At 56.9% G+C, this 13,355-nt stretch carries 12 protein-coding genes; 4 read left to right on the forward strand and 8 right to left on the reverse strand.

Features of this window, described 5'->3' with window-relative positions:
* Nucleotides 1–2 precede the first annotated feature (2 nt).
* Genes JXO50_11770 through JXO50_11785 form a run of 4 tightly spaced genes read left to right on the forward strand, consistent with a single transcriptional unit; the run spans nt 3 to nt 2,888 of the window.
* Nucleotides 3–659: a hypothetical protein gene (locus JXO50_11770; protein MBN2333769.1), complete on the forward strand. Its 657-nt coding sequence runs from the start codon at nt 3–5 to the stop codon at nt 657–659.
* Complete coding sequence (locus JXO50_11775; protein ID MBN2333770.1) at nt 652–1,029, forward strand: hypothetical protein; 378 nt, start codon at nt 652–654, stop codon at nt 1,027–1,029. The genes JXO50_11770 and JXO50_11775 overlap by 8 nt, the downstream gene beginning before the upstream one ends.
* Nucleotides 1,026–2,210: an ABC transporter permease gene (locus JXO50_11780; protein MBN2333771.1), complete on the forward strand. Its 1,185-nt coding sequence runs from the start codon at nt 1,026–1,028 to the stop codon at nt 2,208–2,210. Before JXO50_11775 ends, JXO50_11780 begins: the two co-directional genes overlap by 4 nt.
* Nucleotides 2,211–2,213: 3 nt before the next feature.
* A complete protein-coding gene (locus JXO50_11785; GenBank protein MBN2333772.1) occupies nt 2,214–2,888 on the forward strand; it encodes an ABC transporter ATP-binding protein in 675 nt (224 codons plus the stop codon).
* Nucleotides 2,889–2,962: 74 nt separating this feature from the next.
* Here JXO50_11785 and sucD read toward each other — a convergent pair whose 3' ends face one another.
* The 8 genes from sucD to JXO50_11825 all read right to left on the reverse strand — a co-directional run bounded on the left by sucD (nt 2,963) and on the right by JXO50_11825 (nt 13,330).
* The gene (sucD, locus tag JXO50_11790; GenBank protein MBN2333773.1) at nt 2,963–3,835 is read right to left on the reverse strand and encodes a succinate--CoA ligase subunit alpha; all 873 of its coding nucleotides are present in this window, start codon (nt 3,833–3,835) and stop codon (nt 2,963–2,965) included.
* A gap of 61 nt (nt 3,836–3,896) precedes the next feature.
* The gene (gene sucC, locus JXO50_11795; protein ID MBN2333774.1) at nt 3,897–5,060 is read right to left on the reverse strand and encodes an ADP-forming succinate--CoA ligase subunit beta; all 1,164 of its coding nucleotides are present in this window, start codon (nt 5,058–5,060) and stop codon (nt 3,897–3,899) included.
* Between the two features lie 131 nt (nt 5,061–5,191).
* Nucleotides 5,192–6,868, reverse strand: coding sequence for an FAD-binding protein (locus JXO50_11800; GenBank protein MBN2333775.1), 1,677 nt, complete (start codon nt 6,866–6,868; stop codon nt 5,192–5,194).
* Between the two features lie 64 nt (nt 6,869–6,932).
* Nucleotides 6,933–7,709, reverse strand: a complete 777-nt coding sequence (locus JXO50_11805) for a 4Fe-4S dicluster domain-containing protein (GenBank protein ID MBN2333776.1) — start codon at nt 7,707–7,709, stop codon at nt 6,933–6,935.
* A 51-nt stretch (nt 7,710–7,760) separates the two neighbouring features.
* Nucleotides 7,761–8,909: a 4Fe-4S dicluster domain-containing protein gene (locus JXO50_11810; protein ID MBN2333777.1), complete on the reverse strand. Its 1,149-nt coding sequence runs from the start codon at nt 8,907–8,909 to the stop codon at nt 7,761–7,763.
* A gap of 17 nt (nt 8,910–8,926) precedes the next feature.
* A complete protein-coding gene (locus tag JXO50_11815; protein ID MBN2333778.1) occupies nt 8,927–9,352 on the reverse strand; it encodes a hydrogenase iron-sulfur subunit in 426 nt (141 codons plus the stop codon).
* Nucleotides 9,353–9,435: 83 nt separating this feature from the next.
* A complete protein-coding gene (locus JXO50_11820; GenBank protein MBN2333779.1) occupies nt 9,436–12,462 on the reverse strand; it encodes a CoB--CoM heterodisulfide reductase iron-sulfur subunit A family protein in 3,027 nt (1,008 codons plus the stop codon).
* A gap of 46 nt (nt 12,463–12,508) precedes the next feature.
* On the reverse strand, nt 12,509–13,330 hold the full coding sequence (locus JXO50_11825) for a CoB--CoM heterodisulfide reductase iron-sulfur subunit B family protein (GenBank protein MBN2333780.1): 822 nt from the start codon (nt 13,328–13,330) through the stop codon (nt 12,509–12,511).
* Nucleotides 13,331–13,355 lie beyond the last annotated feature (25 nt).

Genomic DNA, 13,355 nt, shown 5'->3' on the forward strand with positions numbered 1-13,355 from the left:
CCATGAGCAGTAGAATAAGAGCCTCACTCCTTCTGCCGGCAATGGCCGGCTGGCTGCTGCTGAGCTGCCCGGCCCTGGCGGCGGTGGGCTGCACCCTGAACAATCCCGACCGGGATATCATCAGGATTTTTCCCGCCGCCACCAACTACCGCACCGAATTTATCTCTATCCAGGATCGGGGCGGGGCAATCCTGGCGGCCAAGATTGAAAAGAAGCTCGGCGACCGGCTTGATCCCCACTACGAAAGCCTTGATGTCCCCTATGCCTATTACACTGTTCTCCAGGGAGGAAAAACCATCGGCTATGTCCACGGGGTTAATCAAAAAGGCACCTATGGCGGCCTGCAGCTTATTCTGGCCACCGACCCGCAAGGGGTGATCAGGAATTTCTACTACCAGAAAATATCCTCGCCGGAGGCCAGGCTTTTCAGAGACCGGCATTTTACCAGCCAGTTTCTCGGCCTGACCCTGGCTGACTTCTTTCAGGACAGGGCGGCAGCCATCATCAGGGATCCCAGCACCGCAAGCTCGGCAGATTTTGCGGCCACCATGAGAGGAATAATGAAAAATCTGATTCTCCTGGATGAATTCAAACTGCAGCATATCCATGACCAAAAAGCCAAAACTTCCCAGCCAGCCACTGGAGGACGCCATGAATAAAAAATCCCTGCTCACCATCATTCTTTTGCTTCTGGGCCTGTTGATTCTTTCCGCTGGCTGTGGGCAGCAAAGCGAAACCTTCGGGCAGCATAGCGACCGCACGGCAACAACGGTCTCCATCGGCGAGTTGTTGACCAATCCCGCCGGGCACCAGAACCAGACCGTGGTTATTGAGGGTAAAATTCTGCGGGAATGCCCAACCGGCTGCTGGTTTGACCTTGCCGAAGGCAATGCCGTCATCTATGTCGACATCGAGCCGTCGGGCCTGGCCATTCCCCAGCGGATTGGCAAAACCGCCCAGGTTATCGGAACCGTGAAAAGCAACGGGCCGCAGGTTTCCATTATCGGCAAGGGAGTGAAAATCCGATGAACCTGTTCACCTTCGCCTGCCGCAACCTGGCCCGCAAGAAGATCCGTACCCTGCTAACCATGGGGGGGGGCTCCCTGGCGGTGGCCGTCCTGGTCAGCCTCATGGGCTTCGGCCGGGGCTACCGCCAATCGCTGTCAGCCACCATTGACCGCATGGGCTACCAGCTGCTGGTAACCGCCAAGGGCTGTCCCTACGAAGCGGCCACCCTGATGCTTAAAGGGGGCAGCGGTCTGCGTTACATGGATGCCGGCATCTACGAAAAAATCAGTCATGATGCCCGGGTCAAACATCTTTCCCCCCAGTTGGTGGCCACCGTTTATGATCCTGACCGGCTGGACGGCCAGGGTGGTTTTTCCCTGTATATGGGCATCACCGACGACTATCTGAAGCTGAAGCCCTGGTCGACCTTCCAGGACGGTCAATGGTTTTCCCAGCCAAACGCCGAAGAGGTGATCATGGGCTACGAAGCTGCCGAAGTGGAACAACGGCTGGTGGGCGACCAGATCTTTATTCCAAAACTGGACCGGGTACTCCGGGTGGTGGGAATTTTTAAACGCACCGGCACCCAGGATGACGGGATCATTTTTCTGCCCCTGAAAACCGCCCAACAGCTTTTCGGCCTGCCGGACAAACTCACCGGGGTCGGCATCAAACTGAAAGAGCTCCAGGAGTTAACCGCCTTTGAAGAAGATCTCTACAACGAGCCTGGCATCCAGGTGATCAGCATGTCCCAGGTGCGCGGCACAATCCTCAACCTGATCTCCTCAGCCCGGGTAATGGCCAACTCGGTAGCCCTGGTCGCCATATTCATCGCCGCCATCGGGGTCATCAATACCATTCTCATGTCGGTTTTTGAAAGAACCCGGGAGATTGGCATCATCAAAGCCCTGGGGGCTTCGCGACTCGAGGTTTTTGAGCTTATCTGGGCCGAAACCATGCTGGTCTGCCTGATGGGCGGCCTGGGAGGAATGGTCATTGCATTGGCCGGTAGCCGCGGCATCGAGGGAATGATCAAGCGAATCCTGCCCTATACCCCACCAGGGAAGTTGGTAATGATCGAGCCTGTGGTTCTGATGCTTGCTTTTGCTGGCACCCTAATCCTGGGATTGCTGGCCGGCCTCTATCCAGCCTGGCGGGCTTCCTCCATGATGCCGGTCAAAGCCATCAGGTCAACGGAGTAACCCATGTCGGAGATCCTGATCAGGACAGCAAAGCTGAAAAAAATCTTTCACTTGGCCGCCGAACAGGTTGCTGCGGTTGACGGCGTCGACCTGTTGGTCAACAAAGGGGATTTTGTTGCCCTTCTGGGTCCCTCAGGGTCAGGTAAAACAACCCTGCTGGACATGCTCGGCTGCCTCGACCAGCCCACCTCAGGCATCCTTGAGGTGCTGGGCACCAAGGTCACCGGACTGCCGGAACATGAGCTGGTCAACCTGCGCCGGGGGCGGATCGGCTTTGTCTTTCAGGATTTTTCCCTGGTACCGACCCTGACCGCCAGGGAAAACCTGCTGCTGGCCGCCCGTCTCAGCCGGAGAACAACCAATGGTAAAAAAATCGATAAAGCCCTCGCCATGGTCGGCCTGGCGGGCCGCGGCAGTCACCTGCCCCGCCAGCTTTCCGGCGGCGAAAAACAGCGGGTGGCCATCGCCCGGGCACTGCTGATCGAACCGGAAATCCTCATCGCTGACGAGCCCACCGGCCAGCTGGACTCGGAAAATTCCCGGATGATCTTCGCCCTCCTGCAGCAGTTGAACCACGATCAGATCCTCACTGTCATCGTTGCCACCCATGACCTGGCCCTGGGTGAATTAGCCGGGCAGCGCATGTTCCTCCGTGATGGCCGAATTATCAAAAGATAACATGGTGTCAACCCTGCGGCATAAAAAAGCGGTGCCTGTCGGGCACCGCTTTTTTATTTCGGGAAAATAACAGCTCAGGGCTTCAGCACCTGAACCACCGCCTCTCCAATGTCGGCCGGGCTTTTCACCACTTCGATCCCGGCAGCGGTCATGGCGGCCATCTTTTCGGCCGCGGTGCCCTTGCCGCCGGCAATGATCGCTCCGGCATGGCCCATGCGCCGCCCCGGAGGCGCCGTCTGCCCGGCGATGAAGCCTACCACCGGTTTGGTCATGCAGTTGCTGACAAAAGCAGCCGCTTCCTCCTCGGCGGAACCGCCGATTTCGCCAATCATCACCACCGCTTCGGTTTCCGGGTCCTCCTCAAACAGGGCCAGCAGATCGATAAACTGGCTGCCGATGATCGGGTCACCGCCGATGCCGATGCAGGTGGACTGCCCCAGACCCCGTTCGGTGAGCTGTTTCACCGCCTCATAGGTCAGGGTGCCGCTGCGGGAGATAAGACCAACTTTGCCCTTCAGGTGGATAAAGCCAGGCATGATGCCCACCTTGGCTTCATCTGGGGTGATCACCCCTGGACAGTTGGGGCCGACCAGCCGGGTTTGGCCATCATCAAGGTAGGCTTTGGCCTTCACCATATCGACGGTGGGGATCCCTTCGGTGATGCAGACCACCAGGTCAACCCCGGCATCAGCAGCTTCCATGATCGCATCAGCAGCAAAGGGGGGCGGCACAAAAATCAGCGACACGTTGGCACCGGTCTGCTGGACGGCACTCTCAACGGTATTGAATACCGGAATACCATCCATATCCTGGCCGCCCTTTCCAGGGGTAACCCCGGCAACCACCTGGGTGCCATAGGCTACACACTGGCGAGTATGGAACATCCCTTCCTGGCCGGTGATCCCCTGGACGAGAATTTTTGAATCTTTATTAACTAAGATGGACATGCTTTTCTACCTCCTCATCAGACATTACGAGATCAGTACCAGCACCGTGCGGCAGCTGGAACTACTGGATGGCGGCCACCACTTTCTGGGCCGCGTCCGCCAGGCCCCGGCCGACAATCATGTCGATACCGGATTCCTCGAGAATTTTTGAGGCCTCTTCGGCATTGGTGCCTTCCAAGCGCACCACCAGCGGTACTTTGATTTCCACCTGCTTGGTCGCTTCGATAATACCGTTGGCAATCCGGTCACAGCGGACGATGCCACCGAAGATATTGATCAGCACCGCCTTGACATTGGGATCGGAGAGGATAATACGAAAGGCGTTGGCCACCCCTTCGGCATTGGCGCCGCCCCCGACATCGAGGAAGTTCGCCGGCTCACCGCCGGCCAGCTTGATGATATCCATGGTCGCCATGGCCAGGCCGGCCCCATTGACCATGCAGCCCACATTGCCATCAAGCTTGATATAGTTGAGACCGAACTTGGATGCCTCGATCTCCAGAGGCTCCTCTTCGGAAAGATCCCTGAGTTCCGTCCAACTGTCCTTGTGCCGGTACTGGGCATTATCGTCAAAGTTTATTTTTGCATCAAGAGCCAGAACCCGGCCGTCACCGGTAACCACCAGCGGATTGATCTCCAGCAGCGAGCAGTCATTGGCTTCAAAGGCTTTGAAGAGATTGATGAACATCCGCGACGCCTGGCGCACCAGCTGGGCATCCAAGCCGAGTTTATAGGCAATTTTGGCCGCCTGGAACGGCCGCAGACCCAGGAGCGGATGAACATATTCCTTGACAATTTTTTCCGGGGTTTCGGCGGCCACCTTTTCGATCTCCATCCCCCCCTCGGTACTGGCCATGATCACCGGCTGATTGGTGGCCCGGTCAATGACAATCCCGAAGTAGTATTCCTTCTGGATATCCATCCCCTCTTCCACCAGCAGCCTTTTGACTTCCTTGCCTTCGGGACCGGTCTGGTGGGTCACCAGTTGCATGCCGAGAATCTGCTTGGCTGTTTCATGGGCTTCGTCGGGACCGTTGACCACCTTGACGCCGCCGCCCTTGCCCCGGCCGCCGGCATGAATCTGGGCCTTGACTACCACGGTGCCGCCGCCCAGATCGATCGCCGCCTGTTTAGCATCATCGACGGTGAAGACGGCAAATCCCCTCGGAACCTCAACCCCGAAGTCCCGCAACAGTGCCTTCGCCTGATATTCATGAATTTTCATATATCCTCCCTTGTTAGCAGCAACGCGTGCCGTTGAAACACTGAGCTAGCAAACTCTGTACCGAATAGCAACATAAAAGACGGGAGATACCACCCCGTCTTTTATGCATCTGATCCTGCCCTTCAAGACCGTTAGCGCATCCCGCCCTGATAATGGGTGGTCAACTGTTTTTCCATGGTCTCTTCACGGGTATAGTTGGGCAGCACCAGCGGTGACACCCGGTTGGTTTCCACCCCGGCAGCCTGCAGTTCGGCATGGAACTGACGCACGTGATCCATGGTCAAAGTGCTCGACTGATTTTCCAGGCCCTTGACATATTCCGCCGCGCTCCGGCCGGCCCGCCGGCCGAAAACGGTGATATCCAGCAGGGAATTACCCATCAGCCGGTTTTCTCCATGGACGCCGCCCGAAGCTTCCCCGGCACCGAACAGACCAGGCACTCCGGTTTCAGTCAGGTTATTGATCTGCAGACCGCCATTCTGGTAGTGCAGGGTGGGATAGACCAGCATGGGCACCTTGCTGATATCGATATCATAGCGCATGAATTGGATATACTTGGCCGGCAGTTCCTGTTTCACTGCCCCGGGTCCCTCAAGCACCTCGATCATCGGCGAATCAAGCCAGACACCGATCCGGCCGGTGGGGGTGATAATCCCTTTATTCCGATCCAGGCATTCCTGGATGATGCAGGCTGATTCCACATCCCGCGGCTCCCGCTCAAAGACAAACTGTTCACCATTGATATTCAGCAGGTTGGCCCCAAGCCCTCGGACCTTTTCCGTAATCAGCAGACCGATATTCTGTTCCGGAAAGGCAACACCGGTGGGATGATACTGGGTTGAATGCATGAAGGCCAGCGGCACCCCGGCACGATAGCCGATTACCAGCCCGTCAGCGGTGGCACCATAGTGGTTGGTGGTGGCAAACCCCTGGACATGCAGGCGGCCGTAACCGCCGGTGGCAACCACCGTCGCTTTTGCCCTGATGGCAAAGTATTCCTCGGTCTCCATATTGTAGAACAGTGCCCCGGCGCAGCGGCCCTGGGTATCCTTGAGGATCTCCACCGCCGCCGAGAATTCAAGAATGGTAATCATATCCTGCCGGTTGCGAGCTTCATCCCGCAGCACCCGCATGATTTCCGAACCGGTCATATCGCCGGCTGAATGCATTCGTTTACGGCTGGTACCGCCGCCATGGCGGACCCGCAGACGACCATCGGCATTCTTGTCAAACATCATCCCCAGCCGTTCCAGCCATTCGATAACCAGGGGTGCATCATGGGTGAGAGCTTCCACCAATTCGGGAGTATTGGTAAAGTGCCCACCACCGATGACATCAAGATAATGGAAATAGGGAGAATCCACTTCCTGGGTCGCCCCCTGGATGCCACCTTCAGCCATCACCGTATTGGCATCCCCGTGCCGCAGCTTGGTGGCCAGCACAACCTTGGCTCCATGTTCCGCCGCCAGCAGGGCGGCTGAAGTCCCGGCACCGCCACCGCCGATTACCAGCACATCGGTTTCATAAGCCACCAGATCCTGCAACGCGGCATCATCCACCAGCAGCCTGCTTTTGGATTCCAGCAGGTCGACAAACTCATCCGGATAGCTCTCACCTTTGCTGGGCCCCACTTTTACGGCCCGGCGTCCCTCTTTTTTGTAATCGGGATGGAATTTACCCAGAACCTCTTCGCGACCGGCCAAGGTCAAGGGAGTAAAGTGCTCCCCCTTCTTGGCCCGTTCAATGCGTTCGGGCCGGCTTTTTTCCACCCGCTTAATCAATTCCAGCATTTCAGGAGTGTATCCCATGCTTTACATCCTCCCTGTTGTATGACTTGAAAAAAAGTCCATCATCATTGGTTTGCAATTCAACCTAAAGTTTTGTTTTGTCCTGGGGTTCCCAGCCGACACTGTCCTGGGGTTCCATTTCCCGGTCAACATACAGTTTCCGCAAGGTATCATGATCACTGCCCACCAGGTCAAGAAGCAGGGTATCATACTTATGCTCATTAATCTCCCCTACCCGGTTCTGAAGATGTTCCGCCTGGGGAACTTTATAGCGGGCGTACAGCCGGCGGCACATCTGTGCCAGGTGAAAGTGCTGGATCTGGGCCGGACAGCGGGACGAACACAAGCCGCACTGAATGCAGTCAAAAGAAAGCCGGGCAACCTTAGCCAGATCACCGCGCATGGCAGCATTGACGTATTCCATCACTTCGATATCCATCGGACAGGCCTTGGTGCAGGTGTTGCAGGCCACGCACTTCATCACCTCCGGATAGAGTTTCATGATTGATTCCGCTGTTGCCGAAGTTTCCTCAATATTGTAGACTGCCCGGTTGGCGGGGAAAAACGGCACCTGGGTCAGGTACATATTCTCCTGAACCACGGTTTGACAGGCCAGACCAAAGTGGAGATGATAATCTCCCAGTATCCGGTAGACCGTGCCGCAGGCACCACAGATGCCACCCCGGCAGCCGCAGGCCCGGATAAACTGATAACCGGCATATTCCGTCGCTTTCTGGATGGTCAGTGTTTCCGGCACCATGTACCGTTTACCCATAATGTAGATGGGCACCAGCCGGGTACCTTCAGGAAGTATGGCCCGATCACCGGTTGCAATCTTGAATTCTTTTTGTCCCTCACTCATATCCTTGTCCTCCTGCTTCATACGCTCATCATCGGGCTGAATTCCCCGGGCTTATCTGGCCCCGGACTCATCCTGCAGTTCATCTTCTTTATAGGTGGTTACCGGCGCCGGTTCATCATAGCTGCGGCCGGGGAGATACTCGATTGCCTGCTGAGCCCGCATACCCACGGTGCGGAACAGCGACATCACCGGGATATCACTGGGACAGGCGGTATCACAAAGGCCACAACCGATGCAGGAGGTGACCATGTGGTTAAGGCGGGTAGTATGAAACATCAGGGTATTGGCCGGCATCCGCATGGCCCCCTTACGCTCCGCCCAGCTCAGATATTGATCCGGGGTATGCTCAAAGGTAGGGGAACGGAAAACACATTCACGGCAATAGCAGATGGGACAGTTGATCATACAGTTGTGACATCGGATGCAGGTGGAAAGCAGCTCCTGCATCCCCTTGAGGGAGCCGATACGCTGACCAAACTCACCCAGAACAACATCACGGTTGGCTGTCCGTGCCTTGGCAAGCTGGTCGATACATTCCTGACGGGTTGGCGCTTCCTGACCATTGATTGCCAAAATGTCTTTGGCCGCAAAGGCATCAGCCAACTCATCCCGGACTGCCAGACACAGCTGTTTAGCCGTATCCACCCCCCAAAGACCGATCACCACATCAACAACCTCCGGATTCGGTGCCGGAAACTCGCAGATATCACAGGCACTGCGGAAGGCATAGCCATCCAAAGGGGCAAAGCTACCAGCCGCCGCTTTCTGCCGCAGATCAGCAGCCGGATGATGACCTGCCTTGACCATCGCCGAATAGACCTTCGGCTCATAGGTTCCCAGGCAGTCGACGGCAATAATCATGATTGCCGAACGAATGATCTGCTGAAACTTGACCAGCTCGACGATGGCCCGCACTTCACATGGTTTGACTACCACCCCGATCACCTCACCGGGTTCCCGGACCGCCAGGTTAGCGATAATCCTTGCCGACTGGACCGGCATCACCGGCACCGTCACATCGGTATCAGCCAGCATGGCCGGATCCTTGATCAGGGCCTGGACATAGTTGTCGCCGCCGGTGTTCTTTTTCGGCACCAACAGGCTGCCCACCAGGCCGCTTGCCAGCAACCGGCTGAGAAAGCCGCTGATTTCTTCATTGTAATTATCGCTTTTCAGGTCGATAAGCGTCGATTTCATCACGTTCTCTGTCTCCGTAATTAGATATCCCATTCCTGGGCCAAAGGATTGGCCCCCTGCTCTTCCAGAGCGCCACTGAATTCCCGCACCGTTTCGACAAACAGGCGCCCCTCGCTGGCGCTGATCCACCGTAGCCAGACCCGGTCGGCATCCATCCCCAGGCAGGCCATGATTTCCCGCAAGAGCGCTATGCGGCGCCGGGCCTTGAAGTTGCCGCTCTGGTAGTGGCAGTCACCCGGATGACAACCGCCGATCATCACCCCGTCGGCACCTTCCAGGATGGCTTTCAAAACATAGACAACGTCGATGGCTCCCGAACACATCAGGTGAATCACCCTGATCCCGGATGGATACTGCTGCCGGGTGGTGCCGGCAAGATCGGCACCGGTATAGGTGCACCAGTGGCATAAGAATGCGACAATCCGCGGCTCAAAATTTTCCGACATAACTTCCCTCACTCATGCATATAAAGTATTAACGCTATAGATACAGCTCTTTACAGCGCCCTATTAAGGTTCTTGCTGAGCTATTAAAACAGTCGATTGACCATCGCCATCACCTGGCCCTTGTCAAACCCGTACTGCTGGGTGGCCCCGTTGGGACAGACGGAAGCACAGCTTCCACAGCCATGACAGAGATCATAGTGAACATCGGCAATCCTAGTCTCCTGGTTCAGTTCCCGGGCCCCGTAGGGGCAGGCTTCAACGCAGAGGCCGCAGCCGCTGCACAGGCGGGTGCTGACGGTCACCGCCGTTTTTTCACTGACCAGCTCGCCCTTGCCCAGCACCGTCGCCGCCCTCGCCGCCGCCGCCCGGGCCCGGATCAGCGTTTCATTGATATGCAGCGGAGCGGATGCCAGACCGCAATGGTAGCGTCCTTCACCAACAAAATCAACCAGGGCTGCTTTGGCATTCGCTTCCTGGTAGAAGCCGAAATCATCAAGGGGCAGACCCAGCAACCGGGAAAGCTCACCAACTTCATGAGGTTCGACCCCGGTGCTCAAGACCACGTAGTCGGCCGCCAGCGAAAGCTTCTGCTGGAGAATCTGATCATCATAGGTGACCTGCAGGCTATGACTGCCGATCTCGACAACCGGCTTCTGCTCCACGTCATAGGTGGTAAAGAGCACTCCGGCTTCACGGGCCCGGCGGTAATCATCCTCATAGAGGCCATAGGCGCGCAGATCACGGTAAAGAACCACAACTTCAAGGGTCGGGTTAAGTTCTTTCAACTTCAGGGAATTTTTCAGGGCATGGGTGCAGCAGACCCGACTGCAGTATTCCCGTTTTCCCCGCTCACGGGAACCGACACATTGGATCATCACCACCCGTTGAAGATTTTTCAGGGCTTCACCATTCGTGGCAACCAGCGATTCCAGTTCAGACTGCGTCAAAACCCGCTCGTCCTGACCCCGGAGATACTCATCGGTTGACGCTTCCCGGCCACCGGTGGCCATCACCAGCACCCCGTGACGGATCAGATGATCAGTCTGATCGTCATCCAGGCGAAAGATGGTGGTATAGTTGCCGGTCCGCCCTTCATGATGGCTCACTGTCGCCCGGCAGTATACGTCCAGATTCTCCTGGGCCGCAACTGCCTGACGCAGCTTTTCAACCAGCTGCTTAGGCTCCCCTCCCCTGAGGGTGTAGTGGGAATCCTTGGCCAACCGGCCGCCCAGCTGTTCCTCTTTCTCCAGCAAGGTTACAGGATAACCGCGGCCGGCCAGGGAAAGGGCGGCCGTCATGCCGGCAACGCCACCGCCGATCACCAGGGCCCGCTGATCAACCGCAATGGTCTGTACAGCCATCGTCTGCCGACTGCCGAACACCTGGGTAATGGCTGCCTGCAGCAACGCTCTGGCCTTCGCGGTCGCCGCCTGACGATTGTTGTCATGAACCAGGGAACACTGTTCCCGCAAATTAGCCAGGGCGAAAAAAGCGCTGTTGAACCCGGCCAGACGGGCAAATTCGTCGCACTGACGTTCCATCTCCCGCACGGAACAAGCACCCAGCACCATCCGGTTCAATGAATGCTTGCCGATGGCCTGCTGGACGATGGCAAAGCCACCGGTGATGCAGGCATTGTCGATAATTTCCACATGGGCCACATGGGGCTCGGTCCGCACAGCCGCCGCCAGTGACTCCAGATCCAGCTGCTCTTCCAGCAGACCGCTGCAGCGGCAGAGAAAAACACCAATCCGCGGCCTTTCCTCCCAAACCGCCCCTTCCCGGGGCATCTTCGGACACTGCTCAGCGGCCGGTTCCCGGCTTACGGCAGCGGCAATCAGATCGGCGGCACAGGCCGCTTCCATCACTGTTTCAGGAATATCTTTGGGGCCGGTAAATGCCCCGGCCGCATAGATCCCGGCAACCGATGTTGCGGCTGGAAAAAATTCATCGGGACGGCAGAAACCATAATCATCAAGAGCATCGGCCGGCAAACCGGTACAATCGAGGATCGGGGCATCAAAACCGAGGGAGAGAACCACCAGGTCAAACTCCTCCTCCCGCCGGCGGCCATGATCATCAGCAATCAGGCGTAACTTCCGGCTTTGGGGATCCTCCTTGACGGTGGAGATCATCGACCGCTGGTAGCGAATGCCGTAGTGCTCTTCGGCTTCCCAGAGATAGCGCTCGTACTCCTTGCCCATGCCGCGGAGATCCATGTAATAGATGGTGACCTCGGTTTCCGGCAGCCGTTTTTTGAGAAACATGGCCTGCTTGGTGGCATACATGCAGCAGACACTGGAGCAGTAACCACGGCCGCAGGCAATGTCCCGGGAACCGGCACACTGGATAAAAGCCACCCGTTCAGGAGCGGAACCATCGGTCAGCAGCCGGGGAGCACCACCAGTCGGGCCAGAATAGCTGATCATCCTCTCCATCTGACGGCTGGTAATGACATTGGCATAGCGACCGAAGCCGAACTCCCCCTTCAACGTGCCCTCAACCAGGGAAAAACCCGGGGTCAGCAGGATCGCCGCCACCTGTTCATCACGCTGTCCGGTTGGCATATCCAGGTCGATCGCCTTGGTGGGGCAGATGTCGACACAGGCGCCGCAGCGGTTGCAGGCGGCGGCATCAATACGGTAGCCCGCCTTCACCATTTTTGGATACTGTTTATAAATTGCCTTGCGCTCCTCCAGCCCGCCGCTGAATTCATCGGCAACGGCAACCGGACAGACGTCACTGCATTTGCCGCAGTCGATGCACTTGTCCTGATCGACACCATGGGGATCGACAGCCAGGGTGACGATAAAATCGCCCTGCTCGCCGGCAATGGCCAGCGGCCTGGCATTAACCTGGATTTCAAGATTCTGGTGCAGGCGGCACTCAACAAAGGGACAATAAGCCGGCTGGCGAGGCGATAAAAAGCAGACGCCGCAGGAGTTCGTCGGAAAGGTGTTGTCCAGCAGAGGGAAAAATCCGCCGATGGCCGCCTCTTTTTCCACCAGGCAGACGGCGTGACCTTGCTCCGCCAACAACAGAGATGCTGTCATGCCGGCAAAACCACCGCCGACCACCATAATTTTTTTCTTGTCCGCAGAGTTACTCATCACGCCTGTTACACCCATAACTATACTCGATTACAGCTGCTGTGGTTTAAAACAGCCCCGAGGGATCATTGAAATGCTTCTTCCACCAGCGGGGACGATTGCCGATCTGGAACGCCTCAGCCATCATTTCAGTAAAATAGAGGATCGGCAACCGCTGCTGACGGATATCGACATTGGCCTGGCACAAAGCACAGGAGGTCACCATGCAATCCACCCCGGCAGCAACGGCATAATCAGTAATCCTGTTGACCAGTTTGGCCGCCTTATCGGGATGGGTCAACCCCAGGTCACTGCCGCAGCAATCCACCTTGCAGGACCAGTCAACCACCTCCGCCCCCAGATCCGCCATCAAACGGTCAAGTCGCTGGGGGTTTTCCACATCATCGGAACCGGTCACCTCCTGGGGACGGATAATGGCACAACCGTAGTAGCAGACCACTTTCAGACCGCTCAGGGGCTTTTTCACCAGCCCCTTGATCTGCTCCCGCCGCTGGTCATCGGCAAGGAGGTCGACGATGGACAGCATGCTGATCGTCCCGGAATAGGTAAAACCCAGCAGAGCTTCCAGCTCTTTTTTCTTTTCCGGATCGGTTTGCAGCACCCGCTGGGCCCGTGCCAGGTTATTGAAACAACCGGCACAGGGAATCACCAGATCTGCACCCTGCTTTTCAGCCTCGGCTATATTAAAGGCCGACAGGCCAAGAGCCAGGGACTGGGAGAGATTATGGGCAGAGGCAGCCCCGCAGCAGGACCAATCGGGCAACTCTGCCAGCTCGATGCCCATTGCCGCCATCACCGCATGGCTGGCTTCGATATACTCAACCGCAGTGGAGTGATTGGTACAGCCTGGATAGTAGGAATATTTCATAATATATCAGAATATCAAAGTGTTA

Origin of the sequence: Candidatus Anaeroferrophillus wilburensis, assembly GCA_016934315.1 — a bacterium.
In the GTDB taxonomy this organism is placed as follows: domain Bacteria; phylum Desulfobacterota; class Anaeroferrophillalia; order Anaeroferrophillales; family Anaeroferrophillaceae; genus Anaeroferrophillus; species Anaeroferrophillus wilburensis.